This is a genomic window from Burkholderia mycopellens (assembly GCF_964265025.1).
In the GTDB taxonomy this organism is placed as follows: Bacteria; Pseudomonadota; Gammaproteobacteria; order Burkholderiales; family Burkholderiaceae; genus Burkholderia.
In genome coordinates this window covers 2,289,893-2,309,314 of record NZ_OZ183803.1, presented here as the reverse complement: position 1 = coordinate 2,309,314, position 19,422 = coordinate 2,289,893, and the positions used below count along the sequence as shown (strand labels likewise).

Genomic DNA, 19,422 nt, shown 5'->3' with positions numbered 1-19,422 from the left:
TCCAAGCAGAGGCGAGAATCGCGATGGCAAAGACGACAGGCGGAAAGAAAGCAACGGGCAAGGGCTCGACGGAGCCGACCAAAAAGGTCACAGCGGCCAAGTCTGCTTCTTCCACCAGGACAACGTCTTCAGCCACGTCAGCCGCTGCAGGAAAGAAAACCGCGGCCGGCACTGCTCAGGCTGCGCCGGCACCGGCAGCCAGAACACGGGCTGCCGCCAGACCCGACTCCGGGCCGGCCAAGCCGGCGGCGAAGCGGGCAAGTGCGAAAAGCGCAAGGGACACGACTGCCGCCGCGGACGAAACGGCAGTACGTACTACTCATGCACCCACGGTTCAACCGGCTGTCGTCCAGCAGCCGCGAGTCGATATAGCCGGTACGGCGAACTCCATGACCAAAAAGCTGAACGAAGTATCCGTCGAAGACGACGCAAATCAGAGCGACGAGCAGCCCGCAGCGGCGGCTGCACCGGGCAAATCCAAGGTGCGCGATCGTCGCGCCAAGGAAAAGGCGCTGCTGAAGGAAGCGTTCGCGACGAGCACGCCGGGTACGGCCGAGGAGCTCGAAGAGCGCCGCGTGAAACTGCGCGCGCTGATCAAGCTCGGCAAGGAGCGCGGCTTCCTGACGTACGCCGAAATCAACGACCACCTGCCGGACAACTTCACCGAGACCGAAGCCCTCGAAGGCATCATCGGCACGTTCAACGACATGGGCGTGGCGGTCTACGAGCAGGCGCCGGACGCGGAAACGCTGCTCCTGAACGACAACGCGCCCGCCGCGTCGTCGGACGATGAAGTCGAAGAGGAAGCGGAAGTCGCGCTGTCCACCGTCGATTCGGAATTCGGCCGCACGACCGATCCGGTCCGGATGTACATGCGTGAAATGGGCACGGTCGAGCTGCTCACGCGCGAAGGCGAAATCGAGATCGCAAAGCGGATCGAGGACGGCCTGCGCCACATGGTGATGGCCATCTCCGCGTGCCCGACGACGATCGCCGACATCCTCGCGATGGCCGAACGCGTCGCGAACGAAGAGATCCGCGTCGACGAACTCGTCGACGGCCTGCTCGATCCGAATGCTTCGGACTCCGCTGACACCGACGGCTTCTCCGCGAAGGAAGCGGAAGCCATCGAGAACGAGGACGAGGAAGCCGAAGAGGAAGAGGAAGAAGAGGAAGAGGAGGAAGACGACGGTGCCGCCCAGGCATCGGCCAACGCCGCCCAGCTCGAAGCCCTCAAGCGTGCCTCGCTCGAGAAGTTCGCGCAGATCAGCGAGTGGTTCGACAAGATGCGCCGCGCGTTCGAAAAGGAAGGCTACAAGTCGAAGGCCTACCTGAAGGCGCAGGAAACGATCCAGACCGAACTGATGACGATCCGCTTCACCGCGCGTACCGTCGAACGCCTGTGCGACACGCTGCGTGCGCAGGTGGACGAAGTGCGTCAGGTCGAGCGCCAGATCCTGCACATCGTCGTCGACAAGTGCGGCATGCCGCGTTCGGAATTCATCGCGCGCTTCCCGGGCAATGAAACCGACCTCGACTGGGCCGAGAAGATCATGGCCGAAGGCCATTCGTACAGCGCGGTGCTGTCGCGTAACGTTCCGGCGATCCGCGAACAGCAGCAGCGCCTGCTCGACCTGCAGGCGCGCGTCGTGCTGCCGCTGAAGGACCTGAAGGAAACCAACCGCCAGATGGCGGCCGGCGAACTGAAGGCGCGCCAGGCGAAGCGCGAAATGACCGAGGCGAACCTGCGTCTCGTGATCTCGATCGCGAAGAAGTATACGAACCGCGGCCTGCAGTTCCTCGACCTGATCCAGGAAGGCAACATCGGCCTGATGAAGGCGGTGGACAAGTTCGAATACCGTCGCGGCTACAAGTTCTCGACCTATGCGACGTGGTGGATCCGTCAGGCCATCACGCGCTCGATCGCCGACCAGGCGCGCACGATCCGGATTCCGGTTCACATGATCGAGACGATCAACAAGATGAACCGCATCTCGCGGCAGATCCTGCAGGAAACCGGTCTCGAGCCGGATCCGGCCACGCTCGCCGAGAAGATGGAAATGCCGGAAGACAAGATCCGCAAGATCATGAAGATCGCGAAGGAGCCGATCTCGATGGAAACGCCGATCGGTGACGACGACGATTCCCATCTCGGCGACTTCATCGAGGACACCAACACGGTCGCGCCGGCGGATGCCGCGCTGCATGCCAGTATGCGCGACGTCGTGAAGGACGTGCTCGATTCGCTGACGCCGCGCGAGGCGAAGGTGCTGCGGATGCGTTTCGGCATCGAGATGAGCACCGATCACACGCTCGAGGAAGTCGGCAAGCAGTTCGACGTCACGCGCGAGCGGATCCGTCAGATCGAGGCCAAGGCGCTGCGCAAGCTGCGTCACCCGAGCCGTTCCGACAAGCTGAAGTCGTTCCTCGAAGGGAACTGATTTCCAGCGTCTCTCCTGCGAACGCCGCCGGTATCCGCGTGATGCCGGTGGCGTTTGTCTCCTTTGTTGTTACAATGCCGGCCCGGCTTCTTTGCCGGGGAGGCGTGTGACACGCTTTGCTTCTCATCAGGGCTTGTAGCTCAGCGGTTAGAGCAGTCGACTCATAATCGATTGGTCGCGGGTTCGAACCCCGCCGGGCCCACCAGATTTCATGCGCGCGCTCGCGCAGCATGCCGAAAACCCGCGACGGCTTCATGCGTCGCGGGTTTTTCTTTGCGTGGACGCGAGACGAGCGCCAGGGTCAGGAAAGTACCGAGAAGGTGCCGTATCGCGGTCAATCGAAGTATGCTGTAGCGCGGCCGTTCCGCACGCGACATCGGTTGCGGCCGAAGGAAAGCCAAACAGCCCCGCGATCCATCCGGCGGCGAGAATAAACAGACTTCGGCCGGGAGTGGGACGGCAATCATGACCATGCTGCGTTCGTGGGGTGCGATTCTTTCGTTGCTGGCACTCGTTGCCTGCGCGAGCCTGCCGCCGCAGGCCGATCGCGTGCCGACGCACGCATACACCGATACGGACAACACGCGGCTGGGTATCGCGTTCCGGCAGCAGGCCAGCACGCATCCGGGGCAGGACGCGTTTCATCTGCTGACCGATCCGGTCGACGCGCTGGATGCGCGCGTGTTGCTGGCCGATCGCGCGGATCGCTCGCTCGACCTTCAGTACTACATCTGGCATGACGACCTGACCGGGCACGAACTGGCCGACGCGATCATTCGTGCGGCCGATCGCGGCGTGCGGGTCCGTGCGTTGCTCGACGACCTCGGCACGAACGCGGACGACCGCAAGCTGCTCGAGATCAGTTCGCATCCGAACATCGAGATCCGGCTGTTCAATCCGGTCGCCGCGCGCCGGTTCAAGAAGATCGGCACCGTGTTCGAGTTCTCGCGTGTCAACCGGCGCATGCACAACAAGGCGATGATCGCGGACAACCAGGCGGCGATCGTCGGCGGCCGCAATATCGGCGACGAGTATTTCGGCGCGTCGTCGATGCTGGAGTTCGGCGATCTCGACGTCGTCGTTCATGGTCCGGTCGTGAAGGACATCTCGACCGAATTCGATACGTTCTGGAATTCGCCGTACGCGTATCCGATCAGTGCGCTGGTCGGGCATGACGCGGCGCCCGGCGGGCTGGACCGCGAGCGCGAACGGTTACGCGATTACCTGAGGGCCATGGAGGACAATCCGTACGTGCTCGAGGCCAGGCAGCGGCTCGACCGGATCGTTCACGGGCAGGGCACGGAACTGTCGTGGGGCCACGCGACGGTGCTGTACGACGATCCGTCGAAGATCGCGCACGCGCCGAAGGACAGCGACGGGCACCTGATGCCGCGGTTGCGGGCACTCGCATTGCAGCCCGAACATGATCTGCTGATCGTGTCCCCGTATTTCGTGCCGGGCAAGGAGGTCGTCGAGCGGCTGCGCGCGCTCACGGCGCGCGGCGTGCGCGTGACGGTGCTGACCAACTCGCTCGCGTCGACCGACGTGGCGGCCGTGCATGCGGGCTACCGGCACTACCGAAGCGATCTCTTGGCCGCCGGCGTGCGGCTTTACGAACGGCGGCCGTCGGGCGACAAGAGCATTTCGAAGCAGGTCATCATCGGGTCGTCGCGTGCGTCGCTGCATGCGAAGACCTACGTGTTCGATCACAAGAGCATTTTCATCGGGTCGATGAATCTCGATCCGCGCTCGCTGAACCTCAATACGGAGATCGGCGTTTACTGCGAGAGTCCGGCGATTGCGTCGCAGGTGGCCAACGATCTGGAAGCTCGGCTCGATCGAATTGCGTGGCGCGTCGAGCCAAGGACCGATCTGGCGGGCAACCGGCAGCTCAAGTGGATTCAGACCGAGTCGGACGGCAAGGTCACCGAGCTCGATCACGAACCGGAAGTGTCCGCCGCGCGGCGGATGGAAGTCTGGTTTCTCGGGCTGTTTCCGATCGAATCGCAACTGTGAGCGACGCTGCCGCACGCGACATTCAGCAACGCGTGCGGCCGTGCTGCTCGATGACGGCCGCGAGCTGCATCGTGGCGGCTTCGATCGTCGCGTCGTTCAGCCCGGCGTACCCCAGCACGAAGCCGTTGTACGGCCGGCCGTCGCCTACCCGATAGCTGCTCAGCGGCTGAAGCAGCAGGCCACGTGCGGCTGCGGCGCGTGCGACGTCGGTATCGTGCAGCGGCATCGCGAGATCCGCCGACAGATGCATGCCGCCCGGGCTTTCGCGAACGCTCAGCACCGTGCCGAGGTGGCGGGCGAGTGCGGCTTCGAGGCTGCTCCGCCGCTCGGTGTACAGCGTCCTCATCCTGCGCAGGTGTCGCGCAAAGAGGCCGGTGTCGATGAATTCGGCCATCGCCAGTTGATCGGCCGAGTGGCCGCGATGGACGAGTTCGCGCAGCGTGCTGGTGAAGCGTTCGACCAGAATCGACGGAACCACCATGAAGCCGAGCCGAAGGGCGGGAAACATCGTCTTGCTGAAAGTGCCGAGATAGCAGACCGGTGCGTCGGCACGCAGGCCCTGGATCGCGGGCAGCGGCTGGCCGCCGTGGCGGAACTCGCTGTCGTAATCGTCCTCGATGATCCACGCGCCGCACGCACGTGCGTGCTCGACGAGCGCCGCGCGCCGCCGGGGGCTCATCAGCGCGCCGAGCGGGTATTGGTGCGACGGCGTCGTATAGATCAGCCGGGGCGGCCGGGTGCGCCACTGTTCGTCGGTTGGCGCCATCCCTTCGCGGTCGACTTCGATCGACACGAGCTCCAGGCCGGTCGACCGGAATGCGGTTCGGGCGCCGTTGTAGCAGGGGTTCTCGAGCCAGCCATATTCACCGGGATCCGCCAGCATGCGCGCGCACAGTTCGAGGCTGCCTTGCGTGCCGTCGGTGATGAATACCTGGTCTGTTTCGCAGCGCACGCCTCGCGAGACCCGGATGTAGGCGGCCACGGCACGCCGCAATTCGGGTAGCCCTTCGACTGGACCGTATGCGAGCTGGGTGGGCTTGATGACTCTCCACGCGCGCTCGATGCAGCGGCGCCATTGGGCAACGGGGAATTCATCGAGCGAAGGGAGGCCGGGAACGAACGGCAACATGCGTTCGGGTTCGGGATCGGCGTTCTCCAGCCCGTGCACGCGCCCGGACAATTGAACCGGGGCCGGGCCGCTTTCGAGCGCTGCGCTGGAACGGCCGCATCCGTCCCATCGCGTGATCGTCCCGTTTCGCGTGGCCGCGACGAAGCCTTCCTCGGCAAGGCGCTCGTACGCATAGACCGCCGAGTTGCGCGCGATACCCAGCTCGGCTGCGAGCACACGCGTCGACACGAGCCGCGTGCCGGGCGGGATACGCCCGTCCAGCAGCATGTCGCGCAGGCTCCGGTAGAGGGCTTCCTGCTGGCTGTGTCGTGTCGTGCCGTCCTGTCTGGAAAGCGATGAGATGAGCAGCGCGAGATCCATGGGCTGGTTCTAGAATTTTTCGTTGAGCTGGTTCTTTTGAAGATTCGACGCGCATCGTATCGTTCGCGTTCTCGTGGTGCCGGCCGGTGCGCGGGCATTTCCGGGGATCGTCACGGAGAGTGGCACGCACGTATTTTGATCGATCTGGCAAACGGCTGTCGATGGGCCGATCGACCGGTCGCTCGCGCGTGGAAGCTGTAACGTTCGATTCGATTCACTTCGTAGTGCAAATATTATTTGGAGCGAGTGCCTGAGTCTTGCCGGAGCGCGGGCCGCTCGATGCGCGCAAGGGCGCGCGAACAGGAAATCGAAACATGAAAGACCAGACCGTCATCTCCCCTGCATCCCGTACCACCATTCGCCGCCTGCCGGAACTGGCAAACCATGATCGAGACATGCTTCGTCGCATCGTGGACGAGGCCTACGTGTGCCACATCGCATTCGGTTCGGGCGAGGACACGCACTGCATCCCGACCGCGCACTGGAGGCGCGGCGACGATCTCTATATTCACGGGTCCAACGGCAGCCGGATGATCAAGGCGTTGGCGGCGGGTGCACCGGCCTCCGTCGCGATTACGTTGCTGGACGGTCTCGTGTTGGCCAGGTCGGCCTTCAACCATTCGATGAATTATCGCTCCGCGGTGATCTACGGGCGGTTCGAGATGGTGGAGGGTCGTGCGGAAAAGCTGGTGGCGCTGGATGCATTGATGGACAAGATCGCGCCCGGTCGCAAGCATGATGCGCGGCCCGGCAACGAAAAGGAGGTCAATGCGACCCGCGTGCTGCGGATTGCCCTTGCGGAAGCCGCTGTAAAAGTCAGCGATTCGATGCCGTCCGACAAGGAAGACGATCTCGCGCTCGCTGTCTGGACGGGGATCCTGCCGTTGAAGACGACGCGCAGCGCGCCGGTCCATGCCGACAGCAACATGCCTGTACCGGACTACGTCCGGAACTGGACCGAGTGAGTTGCGCGGCAAGGCCGCGCGGTATGGCCGAAAACGGAGGTGTGCGACGTGTTGCGCCGCGTTGCCTCGGCATGACAGCGAGACACGGGTTTCATCGGACGGCAGCGCGAATGCCACGCTGCCGTGACGAGGTGGGCTTCAGTCGGCGCGATGCTCGTGCGTCTCGTGCGGCGGATGCGGCTCGTCAGGGTGCGGACGCTGTACGGGTGCGTGCTCGGGGGCCGGTTGTCGTAGCTCCGGTGCCGCGTGTTCCTGCGGCGGCGCTTCGTTGCGCGGCGGCGTTTCCTTGTGCAATTGCTGCGGCGTCTCGTTGCGTGGCTGTATTGCTTCGCGCTGACGCTGCTGCTCCGCGTTGCGTTGCTGCACTTCCTCGCGCTGCTGCTGCAATTGCTGTTGCTGTTGCTGCGCGATCGCGCGATTTTCCTGTGCGGCGTGCTCCGGCTGTCGCGCCTCGCGCATCGCGCCAGGCGCATGTTGCGTCGACGCTTCTGCATGCGGCTCGTTCGCACGGTTCTGCGCGAACGCGTCGGGCGACGGCCGCGCGCCGGGGCGCGTATCGTTCGCGCCGAAGTGCGGCGTCGTCATCGGCACGGCGCCCGGCTGCAGCGCGTTGCGTTCGGTCGTCGTGTTCGTCGTGTTGTTGGTGACGTTGCCGCCGTAGTTGTTCGTAATTCGCGTGTTGCGAATGTTGGTGATGTGGTTGATCACGGTGGTCGACTTCGACACGTACGTGGTGTGGTTGTACACCACGGCCGGACGCTGCCAGCCGCCATTCCAGCCGGGGCCTTCCCGACGCGGCGTGCCCCAGTTCATGCCCCATGCGTGCCAGCCCCAGTCGTGGTGCCCGAAGATCGCGGCGCCGACGGCGATGCCGACGCCGAACGTGATCACGCCGGCGGCAACGACTTCACCCGTACTGTATGAAGGCGGCCGATACACGTAGCCGGGGTAGGCCGAAACCGGCTCGCCGTAGACGACCGTCGGGCTGTACGACGGGACGTAGACGACATCGGGCTGTGCGGATTCGATCTCGATGGCCTGCGCCGGCGGCGGTACGATCGCCGGTCCGGCGTAGACCACGGGCGCATCGGTGGCCGGCGTGTAGCCGGCCGGTGCGGCCTGCGCGACTTGCGTGACCCGCATCTGGCCGCCTGAGCGGAGATGGCCGGAGGCCTGCGCGCGCTGGCGCATCACCTGGATCGCGTTCATCACGTCGGTGGGGTCGTTGTAGTAAGCCTGGCCGAGCGACGTGGTCCAGGCCGGGTTCGACGCCATCTGCGACAGTACCGCGGGGAACGCGGTCAATGCCTTGACGGACGGATCCCACGGCTGCGTATCGGCGGCGGTCGCGAGTGCCTGCCCCTTCAACGACGGATTCTGCATCACCCAGTTGTTGGCTGCCGTGACCTGGTCCGGGTAGGTTGCACCCGCAAGCACCAGCGCGACGAGTTTGTCGGGGAAGAGTGCGATCGGCGCGACCATCTGGTAGAGCTGGTCGGCACTCGGAGGCGTGTAGGCGACGGGCGCGGATGCGGGCTGTGCCGCCGCGGCCGCACTCGCATCGCTGGCCGCAGCGGCGGTGCTGGTGTTCCCGTTCTTGTTGCAGGCCGAGAGGCTGAGCAGAGACACGATGAGGGACGACGCGATCAGCGTCCTGACGGGGCGGTGTGCACGTGCGTGGGTCATGTTGTGCGTTCGGTGTTGTGTCGGTGTTGGCGGATATGCGGGCCGCGCGATCGGCTCGAGCACTGTGCCGCGACCGTTTGCACATGCTCCGGAGGCATCGGCCGGAGCAGGCGAAGGTCGTGTTCGCATGGTGATTGTCCCGCGACGAATCGATATATCCAGTTAAACGCACGACGCACGCGGAAGTTGTCCGGGTGTTGTGTAACAGTATGTGTACCTTGCAGTCCGTAAGCGGGTTGGCACGGCCATTGAAATTGTAATGAAAGTTGCTTGCGCAACGATTGAAAGGTTGATGAGTGCGTCGCTGCGCCGGATGCTGCGCCGCGAGGTTACGCGGAACGCAAAAAACCCGCGAAGGTTTTGCAGCCTTCGCGGGTTGTTCACACCATCCCATCCGATTCCATGCGTGCGCGACGGTGCACACGCGGAACCGGAGCGGTCACCGCTCCATCAGCGTGCGAAATCCGGCGTGCTCTGGATGAACGCGTTCAGCTTCGAGATGTTCACGCTGCCGAAGCCCGTCGTCGCGTCCCAGCCGGCCTTCGCCTTGTAGCCGTAGGTGCCGCTGCCGTTGTTGCCGGATGTGACGTCGTGCAGCAGGGCCGCGTTGCTCGGGAAGTACTTGTAGATGCTCGACGCGGGGAATCCGAGCGCATTGTTGTTCGCGGACTGCAGGCGCGCCCAGATGCCCGTGAAGATCGGCGCGGCGAGGCTCGTGCCGCCTTCGTTGTTCAGGTAGCCCGAGCCCCACAGCGTGTCGGAGGTCTGGCCGTTCACGACGAGAATCGCGCCGGTGCGCAGGTCCGCGTCGAAGCCGACGTCAGGCAGTGCGCGCTTGGTCGACCCGGTGAGGCTCGACGATTGCCACGACGGCGCGGCTTCGTACTTGCTGTACCCGCCACCCGTCGACCACACGGTTCCCGGCTGCCAGCTCGGATCGTTCCAGACGATCTCGCTGTTGTACGCGTTGTTCGACGTATTCGTGAACAGTGTCGTGCCGCCCACCGCGATCACGTACGGCGATGTTGCCGGCTCGCTCACCGTGTAGGTCGAGCGCGACGGCGTACCGCTCGCGCATTCGTACGCGCCGTGATCGCCGGCGGATACCGAGAAGGTCTGCCCCTGCGCGATCGCCTGCTTGAAGATCGTGTCGTCGGTTGCCTGCGAGCCGGTGCTGTTCGCGGACGATTCGCACACGCCGAGCGACACGTTGATCACCTTCGCGACGTTGTCGGTCACGGCCTTGTTGTACGCGGCGGTGATCGCGGTGAGCGTCATCGACGGTGCGACGTAGAAGACGACCTGCTTCACGCTGCCGCCGGCCGCGCCGACGATCGACTGGCTGTCGAGGTTCCATTCGACGGTGCCGTCGGTGTCGGTGTACGAACTGCCGGACGGGCCCGTCTTCACGATGCGGCTGCTGATCGAGCCGAGGCTGTTGTTTGCGGCGAACGTATTGAGGTCGCTCACCGTCTGCGACAGATCGCCTTCGGAGATGATGCCGACGGTGGTCTGCGAGGCAGTCGGCGTACCGTCGCCGCCATAGAGCGACGAGAATTCGGTCGGGTTGTGCGGCACCGCCGATGCGCCGGCCGGAATCGTCAGGTTGCTGGTGTTGCCTTGCGGCCGGCTGCCCGCGCCCGTGTGCATCAACTCGACGTTCTGCAGGCCCAGCACGGCGCCCACGACGCCGCCGATCGCGTTCGGCACTTGCGCGGCGTCGGTATTCGCATAGACGCTGCGGCCGTTGCGCGTGAAGCGCTTGAGCGTCGTGCGGAACGCTGACTTGATGGTTGCCGCGGTGCCGGATGCGGATACCAGCAGGCGGTTCGGCGCGACCACGATGTTCACGAAGCCTGCCTTGCGCAGATGCGCGACGACCGACGCGACCTGCTGGTCGGTCGGCGCATATTGCGATGCGAACTGCGCCGGCGTGAGGAACTGCCTGTAGTGCGGCGAACCAGGCGTATGCAGGTCGTGCAGGTATTGGTCGAGTTGTGCTTCGTTGCGCAGGTTCAGCCCGAGCACGATGTCCACCGATTCGCCCGGCGCCATCTCGATCGCCGCTGCTGCAGCGGCGGCCGTGCTCGCGGCAGGCGCGCCGGCCGTACCGGCTTCGCTCTGCTGCACGAGCGGCAGGAAGCCCTTGGTGCGCGTTTCCGTCCAGCCGGCCGCAGGCGCGGCGTGGACGGTTGCCATGCCGAACGACGCGGCGGCGGCTGCGGCGAATGCGAGCTTGACGAGGCGAATGTGCTTTTGTTTCTTGTCTGCAACCTGATTCATTTGAATTACCCCTCCGGTTGAACATCGAACAGCACGAACAACAACGGTCGACAGCGATGCGGGTCATGCACCGCCGATTTCTGCCGCATGCGTGCGGATGGCACGGACGCGACAGGGCCTTTCACCCGATCCGGAAACGTGTTGTTTCTCCGGGGGCGAAATACGGAAAGCGCGGTAACGGGAAGGCTGCGCCGCGATACGACGCAACTGCGCCGGACCTGGCGCGGGCGGGATGGCTAGAGCAACAGTTTCGGTGTCCTGCTCATTTTGTTCGATCCTTCGGCGCGCTGCCGGATGGCAGTCGTCCAATGAGATGCATCGGGATGTTGCATGCGCCGGCGCGCGAACGATACAGCCGGCGGCGAGCACTGCGGTGCGGCGGAAGCGAAAAAACGTCGAGCGGAAGCGAGTGCGTGGTGAACAATTCGTCAGATTGCTTGCATCGGACGTTATCAAGAACGAAAGCGCGATGTCAAACTTTTTTTGATTATATGAAACTAAATTAAATCGAATAAGTGAAATGCTTTTGAAAAGATTGGCAGTGTTTTGTAATGTTTGGCGGTGACAAAAAAGGTAATACCCAATTCGATTCGCCGATAGTGACTGGTTTGATGCGTAATGGGTGCAATTGGCCGATCGGGTTCGAGCCGTGACTCGAAGCGCCGGGGCGCACCTTTCTTCGCCCGGTACGGAATCGAGCAGCCCGATCCAGGGAGGATCGCTTTCTACCGGCTGCTCGACGCGCTTTTTTGATTCTGCGAGGTGTCGATGGCGACGTAAGAGATCGCTTCCCTGTCACCCTGCGTTATCTGAAACAAGCAGGAATCCTGCTTTTTTACTGCCTCGCACCTGCATGCCGCAGCGCGTCCACGGCTTCCGTGTTGTCGTGCGACTGCGCGAGCTGCAGCAGCGACTGGCCGCGCCGATCGACATGATTCGGATTCGCGCCACGCGCGACGAGGACCGGAATCAGGTCGAATCGATTGAACAACGTGGCGAATCCGAGCGCGGTTTCCCCGGCGCCGTTCGTCTGGTCGATCGGGCACTGCGTGTCGATCAGGCGCCGCGCGATGTCGGGTTCGTTCTTGAAGAGGGCACCCATCAGCGCCGTGTTGCCGTGACGGTCGCCGGCACATGCGTTTGCGCCGGCCGACAGCAGATAGTCGAGCGCGGCCGGTTGGCCGTCGTAGGACGCGAGTATCACGGCCGTAAAGCCGTGGCTGTCGGTGGCGTCGAGTGGATAGCCCGCGTCGTGCAATGCACGCAGGATGTCGACGCGTCCGACGCGGGCGGCATCGAACCAGTCGCTGTCGTAGCGGCGCAGCGCGGCAGGATCGGCCGGTGAATAAGCCGGCCGGTCGGGAAGGTGCGCACAACCGGCGGTCGCGGCCAGCACGAGGGCCGTTGTGGTCGAGCGGATCGCGCGGGTCAGCCGTTGGGATTGCATGGGGATGTCCTGATGTGTGGGGCAGGTCGACGTGCGCGGTGCAACCCCGCACGTCGACGGCGACCGCAGCCGCGGGATCAGTTCTCGCTCAGCTTCGACGCGAGCGATTGCACTTGCCGGACGTCGGCATGAACGGCCTGCGCGAGACGCGTGCCGTAGTCGGCATCGGCCTTGTAGAAGTACGACAGCATCGCGTACTGGTTGTGAGCGTTCGTCACCTTGCCGAGATCGCCGGACAGTGCGGTGATCAGGTCGTCCCTGTCCTGCTGCGACAGGCTGCGGTAGTACTCGCCCGCCTGGCGGAACCGCAGCTTCTTGTGGATCGCTTCCTGCTGAGTCGTTCCGCCGAGCGTCATGCGCACGGATTTGTACTGCGGGTCCGGCGCGAGTTCATGCAGCGTCGACGGTTCGTAGTTCACGTCGCCCTTGCGGTCGCCGGCGTTCATCTTCCCGTCCTGGTTGTTGTTGACCACCGGCACGACGGGCCGGTTGATCGGCAGGTCCATGTAGTTCGCGCCGAGCCGGTACATCTGCGTGTCGGCGTACGCGAACAGGCGGTCCTGCAGCATCCGGTCTTCGGACGGCTCGATGCCCGGCACGAGTCGCGACGGCGCGAACGCCGATTCCTCGGTCGACTGGAAGTAGTTGTCAGGCACGCGGTTCAGCGTCATCGTGCCGATCTTGCGCTCGGGGACGCCGGTCCAGACCTTCGTGTCGTCCAGCGCATCGAAGTCGAACCGGTTCAGGTCCTGCGGCGTGAGCACCTGCACGTACAGATCCCACTTCGGGAAGTCGCCTTGCTTCAGCGCGCCGTACAGGTCGTTCGTCATCATGTTCCAGTCGCGCCCGATCGATGCGTCGATGTCTTGCGGACGCAGGCCGTGTACGCCTTGCTGGCTTTTCCAGTGGAACTTCACGTAGTGCACGTCGCCGTGCGCATTGACGAACTTGAATGCGTGAACCGCGAAGCCGTCCATGTGACGGTATGAATCGGGCATGCCCGCATTCGTGTACAGCATCGTCAGCATGTTCGTCGCTTCGGGGGTGTTCGCGAAGAAGTCGAATGCGAGGTTCGGATCCTGTACGCCGGTCACGGCGCTTGGCTTGTTCGCGTGAACGAAGTCGGGGAACTTGATGCCGTCGCGAATGAAGAACACGGGCCAGTTGATGCCGACCATGTCCCAGTTGCCCTGTTGCGTATAGAACTTCACCGCGAAGCCGCGCGGATCGCGCGCCTGTTCGGGCGAGCCGCGATAGCCCATCACGGTGGAGAAGCGGACGAACACGGGCGTGCGGGTGCCTGGCGTGAAGACCGTCGCTTTCGTCAGGCTCGAGATGTCGGCGCTCGGCACGAACTCGCCGAATGCGCCGGTGCCGCGTGCATGCACGACTCGTTCCGGAATGCGTTCGCGATCGAAGCGCTGCAGTTTCTCGATGAGTGCAGAGTCTTGCAGGAGCACGGGGCCGGCAGGGCCGGCCGTCTGCGAATTCTCGTTGTCGCCGACGGGGGCGCCGGTGTCTCGAGTGAGCTCGGCGGCATGGGGGGACGCGGAAAGTGCAACGCAGAGCGCGGCGACTGCGTGTCTCAGCACGCGATTGGAGGATGAGGACATGACGATGGAACTCCTTGAATCCGATCGGTGGTGGGGAAGCCGACTGAATTAGAAGAGATCGTCAGACGATTGGCTAATTGATATTCGATATGTTTCCGATAGCAGCGTCGTCGATGCGGGGTGAGCGTGGCTGTTATCCGCGCAGACTGCGAATATTGTTGCGCGCGCAATGAGTTGTTGCATCGCGTACGATGAAGCGCTCCGCGCGCATCGAGCACGGACGACTGAATGTGCGATGCCTTGCGTGGATGTTGCGATCCGCATTTCAAGCATCGGCGCCGCGGCGGCTTCGACCAACCCGGCCGTGCGGCACCGATCAATTTGCCTTCAACTTGCGCCCGCCTGCCACCCGAGCCCGAGGTTCTTCTGCAGCGACACATAGTCCTTGATCAGTTCGGCCTGCCCGGCGATCACGTTCTGCTGTGCGGACAACGCCTCGCGTTGCGTATCGAGCAGGTCGATCAGCGATGCGACACCCGCGCGATAGCGCTCGTCCATCAACGATCGGGAATGCACGGCCGACGTCTGCACCTTGGTGAGCGCAACGACGTGCTCGCGCTGGTGCCCGTAGCGCTGCAATGCCGTGTTGGCATCCTGCAAGGCGCAGAGCACCACCTTCTGATAATTCGCTTCCGCTTCGTCGCGCGATGCTTCGGCCGCGCGCACCGCACCGCGCGTGCGCCCGAAGTCGAGAATATTCCATTGCAGATACGGCGCGCCGACCCAGGTGAAGTTCTGCTTGCGGAACAGGTGGCCCGGGTCGGTCGCGCTGAAACCGAGATCGCCGAGCAGCGTCACCTTCGGGAAGTAATCGGCGACATGCTCGCCGATCTGCGCGTTGCTCGATGCGAGCCGGCGTTCGGCCGCGCGAATGTCGGGGCGCCGTTTCAGCAGCGTGGCCGGATCGCCGATCGCGACGCTGCCGGGTAGCGTCGGCAGCGGTGCATCCGGTGTCGACAGCGTTGCGTCGAGCGCACCGGGCGCGCGGCCCGTGAGGATCGCGAGCCGGTCGAGCGATTCCGTCACCTGCGCGTCGAGCGGGATCAGAGACGCACGCGTGTTTTCGACCTGTGTCGTCAGGCGTTCAACGTCGACATCCGCGGCGACGCCGCGCGCGCGGCGCTGCTGCGTGAGGTCGAGCATCTTCTGCTGCAACTCGGCGGTACGCCGCGACAGCGCGAGCCGCTGCTGCTGGTCGCGCAGGTCGATGTACGCGTTCGCCACTTCGGCCGCGATCGACACCTGCGTATCGGCGAGGTCGGCGTCGACCGCTTCCGCCTGTGCGGATGCGGCTTCGACCGCGCGACGGGTACCGCCGAACAGGTCGATTTCCCAGGTTGCGTCGAAGCCTGCCGAATAGAGCTGCAGCGGGCCCGAGCCGCCTGGCAACGGCGATGTTGTGCCCGACTGGCTCGAGCCGCTCGACGGCAGCAGCGAACCGAGCGCGCTGACGTCCGGCTCGCGCATGCGGATGGCGGCGACGGTGGCCGACGATTTCGGCAACTGCGCCGCGCGCTGTTGCGAGAGCTGCGCGCGCGACGCGCGCAAGCGCGCCTGCGCGGCGTGCAGATCCGGGTTGTACGCGAGCGCGGCGGTGATCAGGTCGTCGAGCCGGCGATCGTTGAGCGTGTGCCACCACGCGCTCGGCGCGGGCGCAGTGGTGTCGATGCCGGAGGCCGGTGCGCGAACGAAAGTCGGCGCATCCGGCGCGGCGGGCGCGCCGCGGTAGTCGGGGCCGACCGTGCAGCCGGCAAGCAGGCACGCGGCCGCGCACAGCGTGAGCGCAGGGCGGCGGGGCAGGGAGAAGGGTTTCATCGCGTAAGACGGTTCAGTGGCCGGACGACGTCGGCTGCGGCCCGCGCGGCGTTCTCAGCAGCAGCGCGAGCGGCACGCAGGCGAGCAGTGCGAGGCCCAGCAGGTAAAAGGTTTCGGAATAGGTCATCACGACCGCCTGGATCTGGATCTGCCGCGCCAGTTGTCCGAGCGAGCGCATGTTCGAATACGCGAGGTCGCCGGTGTGCGCGAACCAGTTGGCCGCGTAGGCCGACAGCCGCTCCTGCCCGATCAGCGAGTTCGCCGTCACCGATTCGCGGAGCGCGGCCGTGTGGAAAGTCGTGCGCCGATCGATCACGGTGCCGATGATCGCGAGCCCGATCGAGCCGCCGAGATTGCGCGCCATGTTGTAGAGCCCGGCCGCATCGCCCGAGTCTTCGCGTGCGACGGCCGCCATCGATGCCTGGTTGAGCGGCATCATCGCGAGCATCTGCGCGACGCCGCGGATCAGTTGCGACCAGACGAAATCGTGGCCGACGCTCTGCGCGGTCAGGCTGATGTCGAGCATGCAGCTCAGGCAGAACAGCAGCAGCCCCGAGATCACGAGGATGCGGAAATCGACCTTGCCGAGCAGGCGCGGCAGGATCGGCATCACGAGAAAGGCGGGCAGCCCCGACAGCAGCATGATCGCGCCTGCCTGTTCCGCGTTGTAGCCGGCGACGATCGCGAGGAACTGCGGCAGCAGGTAGGACACGCCGTACAGCCCGGCACCGACCGCCGACACGATCACGATCACGCTCGCGTAGCGCGGATTGCGCATCAGCGACAGCCGCACGATCGGCCGCTTCGCAAAGATCTGCGACAACGCGATCAGGATCATCCCGGCGAACGACACGATGCTCAGCGTGACGATCATCTGCGATTCGAACCAGCGTTCGCGCTGGCCTTCCTCGAGCACGACGGTCAGCGAGCTCAGCCCGATCGCGAGGCCGAAGATTCCGAGCCAGTCCGCGTTCAGGAATGCGTGCCATTGCGGGCGGTCCGACGGCAGCCCGAATATCAACAGCGCCATCAGCAGCAGGCACACCGGCAGGTTCAGGAAGAAGCACCAGCTCCAGTTCACGTTCTCCGCGAGCCAGCCGCCGAGTACGGGGCCGAACAGCGGCCCGAGCAGCACGATCAGGCCGAACAGCGTCATGCCGACCGGTAGCTGCGACAGCGGTAGCCGCGTGCGGATGATGGTCTGCGCGGTCGGGATCAATGCGCCGCCGGTGAAGCCCTGGCCGATCCGGCCGGCGATCATCATCGGCAGCGAATGCGACCAGCCGCACATCATCGAGAACGCGATGAACAGCGCGGAGTTCGTCAGCAGGAAATTACGCAGCCCGAACACGCGCGTGAGCCATGCGGCGAGCGGGATCATCACGATCTCCGACATCAGGTAGCCGGTCGAGATCCACGTGCCTTCGGTGCCGGTTGCGCCGATTTCGCCCTGGATCTGCGGCAGCGCGGAGTTCGTGATCGAGATGTCGAGCGTCGCCATCAGCGCGCCGAGCGCGCCGGCCGCGACCGCGATCCAGTCGGTCACGCTCGCGCGGCCTTCGTGCGGCGGCATGGGCATCGTGGCGGACGGTTCAGCCATGGTGCGTCTCGTCGCGGGTCGAGCGTGTATCGACGTCGACCGTCACCGACAGCCCCGGCAGCAGCATGCGCTGCGCGCGGGCGTTCGCGGCGAGGCGGATGCGCACCGGCACGCGCTGGACGATCTTCGTGAAGTTGCCGGTCGCATTCTCGGGCGGCAGCAGCGCGAACTGCGCGCCCGTGCCGGGTGCGAAGCTGTCGACGACGCCGGACAGCGCACCATCCGGCAGCGCGTCGACGTGCAGTTCGACGGGCTGGCCGATACGCATGTTGCGGATCTGCGTTTCCTTGAAGTTCGCGACGAGGTAGATCGAGTCGACGGGCACGACGGTCAGCAGGCGCGTGCCGGGCTGCACGTATTGACCGACGCGCACCGTGCGATCGCCGACGCGGCCGTCGAGCGTGCTGCGCACGATCGTGTTGTCGAGGTCGAGCTGCGCCTGCGCGGCGCTGGCCTGCGCGGCCTCGAGTTGCGCGCGCGCCTGCTGGAGCTGCGCGGTGAACGACGCGATCTGCGTGCGTGCGGCGGCGATCGACGCGTTGTTCGCGGCGAGCGTCGCGGCCGCCTGATCGCGCGTGCTCTTCAGGTCGGCGACGCGTTCGTGCGTTTCCGCACCGGTCGCCGCGAGCGGCGCATAGCGCGAGTATTCGTCGCTGGCGTGCTGCGCATTGATGCGCGACACCTTTGCCTGCGCGTCGGCCTGCTCGAGATTCGCATGCTGCTGGCTGATGTCGGCTTCGGCGCGTGCGATATCCGCGCGGCGCGCGTCGACGGTCGCAAGCGATTGCGCGAGCGCGACCTGGTACTGGCGGACGTCGAGCCGCACGAGCGGATCGCCGGCCTTCACGGCCTGGTTGTCGCGCACATACACGTCGGTCACGTAGCCGGCAACCTTCGGCGCGGCGGTCATGCTGTCCGCCTGCAAGTACGCGTCGTTGGTGCTTTCGATGAAGCGGCCGACGGTCCACCATCGGCCGAGCCAGACGGCGCCGCCGATGGCCGCCAGCACGGCGGCGACGAGCAGGACGCGCCGCTTCGTGCTGTTGCCGTTTTGCGGGGTTGTTCCGTTTTCCTGACGATTTGCTTTCTGTGGCGAGTCTTGCAGCGTCGACATGCGGGCGTCCAATTTATTCCAAGTGGAATAATTATTCCAGTTGATAAAATTGTGTCAAGTAGAATGTCGGGCGATCGAATGACGAGGAAGGCATGAACGAAGCGAAGAAGCTGCGCCGCACGTCGGCGGGCGGCTACGCCCGCGGCGACGAAACGCGCCAGCGGATCATCGAGGCGGCGATCGAACTGTTCGGCGAGCGCGGGTTCGCGGGGGCATCGACACGCGAGATCGCGGCGATGGCCGGCGTGAATGCGCCGGCGCTCCAGTACTATTTCGAGAACAAGGAAGGCGTGTACCGCGCGTGCGTGGAGACGATCGCCGAGCTCGGCTGGGAAGTGTTCGCGCCGGCAGTCGGCCATGCATGGGCGATGCTCGATGCGGACGCGGACGTCGACGTGCTGATCGACGCGTTTGTCGGGTTGCTGCGTGCGGTTGCGAACCGGATGTTCACGGCGCCGAAGACGATGAACCAGCGCATGTTCTTCGCGCGCGAGCAAGGCGGCCAGGAACCGGCGAGCGCGAGCGATATCCTGATGAAACGCATGCGCAAGCCGCTCAACGACGTGAGCGCCGAGCTGATCGGCCGTATCTCGGGGCGGCCGGCCAACGATCCGGTCACGCGATTGCGCGCGCTGAGCCTGTTCGGGCAGATCACGGTGTTCCACATCGCGCAGCGTTCGGCGCTGCAGTTGCTCGAATGGGAGGCATTCGAAGGCGAGCGTGCGGCGCTGCTGACCGACACGATCGCCGAGCAGACGCGCGTGCTGCTCCGGCAATGGCACGCGCAGCGCGACGGATTGGCGGCCGACCCTGACGCCGGCTCGAAGCGGGGGCGGGGTGCGGCGGCGAAACGCACGGCGAAGGCGGGGGCGTCGACGCCCGCCGCGAACAGCACTCGACGCGTGAACAAGCCCGCCCGGCGTTGAACGCGGTGCGCCGTCAGCCCCGGCGGG

The 19,422-nt window shown here is 64.9% G+C and carries 12 protein-coding genes and 1 tRNA gene; 5 read left to right on the top strand and 8 right to left on the bottom strand.

All coding sequences use genetic code 11. The annotated features are described in order from the left end of the window. Nucleotides 1-23 precede the first annotated feature (23 nt). From rpoD to ACPTTC_RS28565, 3 genes are all read left to right on the top strand, one after another. Nucleotides 24-2,441, top strand: a complete 2,418-nt coding sequence (gene rpoD, locus ACPTTC_RS28575) for an RNA polymerase sigma factor RpoD (RefSeq protein ID WP_423394878.1) — start codon at nt 24-26, stop codon at nt 2,439-2,441. Between the two features lie 129 nt (nt 2,442-2,570). After that, nucleotides 2,571-2,646: transfer RNA gene (locus ACPTTC_RS28570), tRNA-Ile, on the top strand. A 260-nt stretch (nt 2,647-2,906) separates the two neighbouring features. Further along, nucleotides 2,907-4,457 (top strand): phospholipase D family protein, encoded by a 1,551-nt coding sequence (locus ACPTTC_RS28565; RefSeq protein ID WP_423394877.1) that lies wholly within the window; start codon nt 2,907-2,909, stop codon nt 4,455-4,457. 22 nt (nt 4,458-4,479) lie between these two features. On the opposite strand, the gene ACPTTC_RS28560 is transcribed toward ACPTTC_RS28565, so the two are convergent. Further along, nucleotides 4,480-5,946, bottom strand: a complete 1,467-nt coding sequence (locus ACPTTC_RS28560; RefSeq protein ID WP_423394876.1) for a PLP-dependent aminotransferase family protein — start codon at nt 5,944-5,946, stop codon at nt 4,480-4,482. 314 nt (nt 5,947-6,260) lie between these two features. Here ACPTTC_RS28560 and ACPTTC_RS28555 point away from each other — a divergent pair, with 314 nt between their 5' ends. Then, entirely contained in the window at nt 6,261-6,911 is a 651-nt protein-coding gene (locus ACPTTC_RS28555; RefSeq protein ID WP_423394875.1) for a pyridoxamine 5'-phosphate oxidase family protein, read from the top strand. A gap of 138 nt (nt 6,912-7,049) precedes the next feature. Here ACPTTC_RS28555 and ACPTTC_RS28550 read toward each other — a convergent pair whose 3' ends face one another. From ACPTTC_RS28550 to ACPTTC_RS28520, 7 genes are all read right to left on the bottom strand, one after another. Beyond that, nucleotides 7,050-8,597, bottom strand: coding sequence for a DUF3300 domain-containing protein (locus ACPTTC_RS28550; RefSeq protein ID WP_423394874.1), 1,548 nt, complete (start codon nt 8,595-8,597; stop codon nt 7,050-7,052). Between the two features lie 450 nt (nt 8,598-9,047). Continuing rightward, nucleotides 9,048-10,880 (bottom strand): S53 family peptidase, encoded by a 1,833-nt coding sequence (locus ACPTTC_RS28545; RefSeq protein ID WP_226195058.1) that lies wholly within the window; start codon nt 10,878-10,880, stop codon nt 9,048-9,050. 835 nt (nt 10,881-11,715) lie between these two features. Further along, nucleotides 11,716-12,327 carry an ankyrin repeat domain-containing protein gene (locus tag ACPTTC_RS28540; protein WP_423394873.1) on the bottom strand — a complete coding sequence of 204 codons (612 nt, stop codon included), beginning with the start codon at nt 12,325-12,327 and terminating at the stop codon, nt 11,716-11,718. A gap of 77 nt (nt 12,328-12,404) precedes the next feature. Continuing rightward, entirely contained in the window at nt 12,405-13,940 is a 1,536-nt protein-coding gene (locus ACPTTC_RS28535; RefSeq protein ID WP_423394872.1) for a catalase, read from the bottom strand. A 327-nt stretch (nt 13,941-14,267) separates the two neighbouring features. Then, the gene (locus tag ACPTTC_RS28530; protein ID WP_423394871.1) at nt 14,268-15,755 is read right to left on the bottom strand and encodes an efflux transporter outer membrane subunit; all 1,488 of its coding nucleotides are present in this window, start codon (nt 15,753-15,755) and stop codon (nt 14,268-14,270) included. Nucleotides 15,756-15,768: 13 nt separating this feature from the next. Further along, nucleotides 15,769-17,355, bottom strand: coding sequence for an MDR family MFS transporter (locus tag ACPTTC_RS28525; protein ID WP_423394870.1), 1,587 nt, complete (start codon nt 17,353-17,355; stop codon nt 15,769-15,771). Next, nucleotides 17,348-18,469 carry an HlyD family secretion protein gene (locus ACPTTC_RS28520; RefSeq protein ID WP_423394869.1) on the bottom strand — a complete coding sequence of 374 codons (1,122 nt, stop codon included), beginning with the start codon at nt 18,467-18,469 and terminating at the stop codon, nt 17,348-17,350. The genes ACPTTC_RS28525 and ACPTTC_RS28520 overlap by 8 nt, the downstream gene beginning before the upstream one ends. Nucleotides 18,470-18,561: 92 nt before the next feature. Here ACPTTC_RS28520 and ACPTTC_RS28515 point away from each other — a divergent pair, with 92 nt between their 5' ends. Beyond that, complete coding sequence (locus tag ACPTTC_RS28515) at nt 18,562-19,395, top strand: CerR family C-terminal domain-containing protein (RefSeq protein WP_423394868.1); 834 nt, start codon at nt 18,562-18,564, stop codon at nt 19,393-19,395. Nucleotides 19,396-19,422 lie beyond the last annotated feature (27 nt).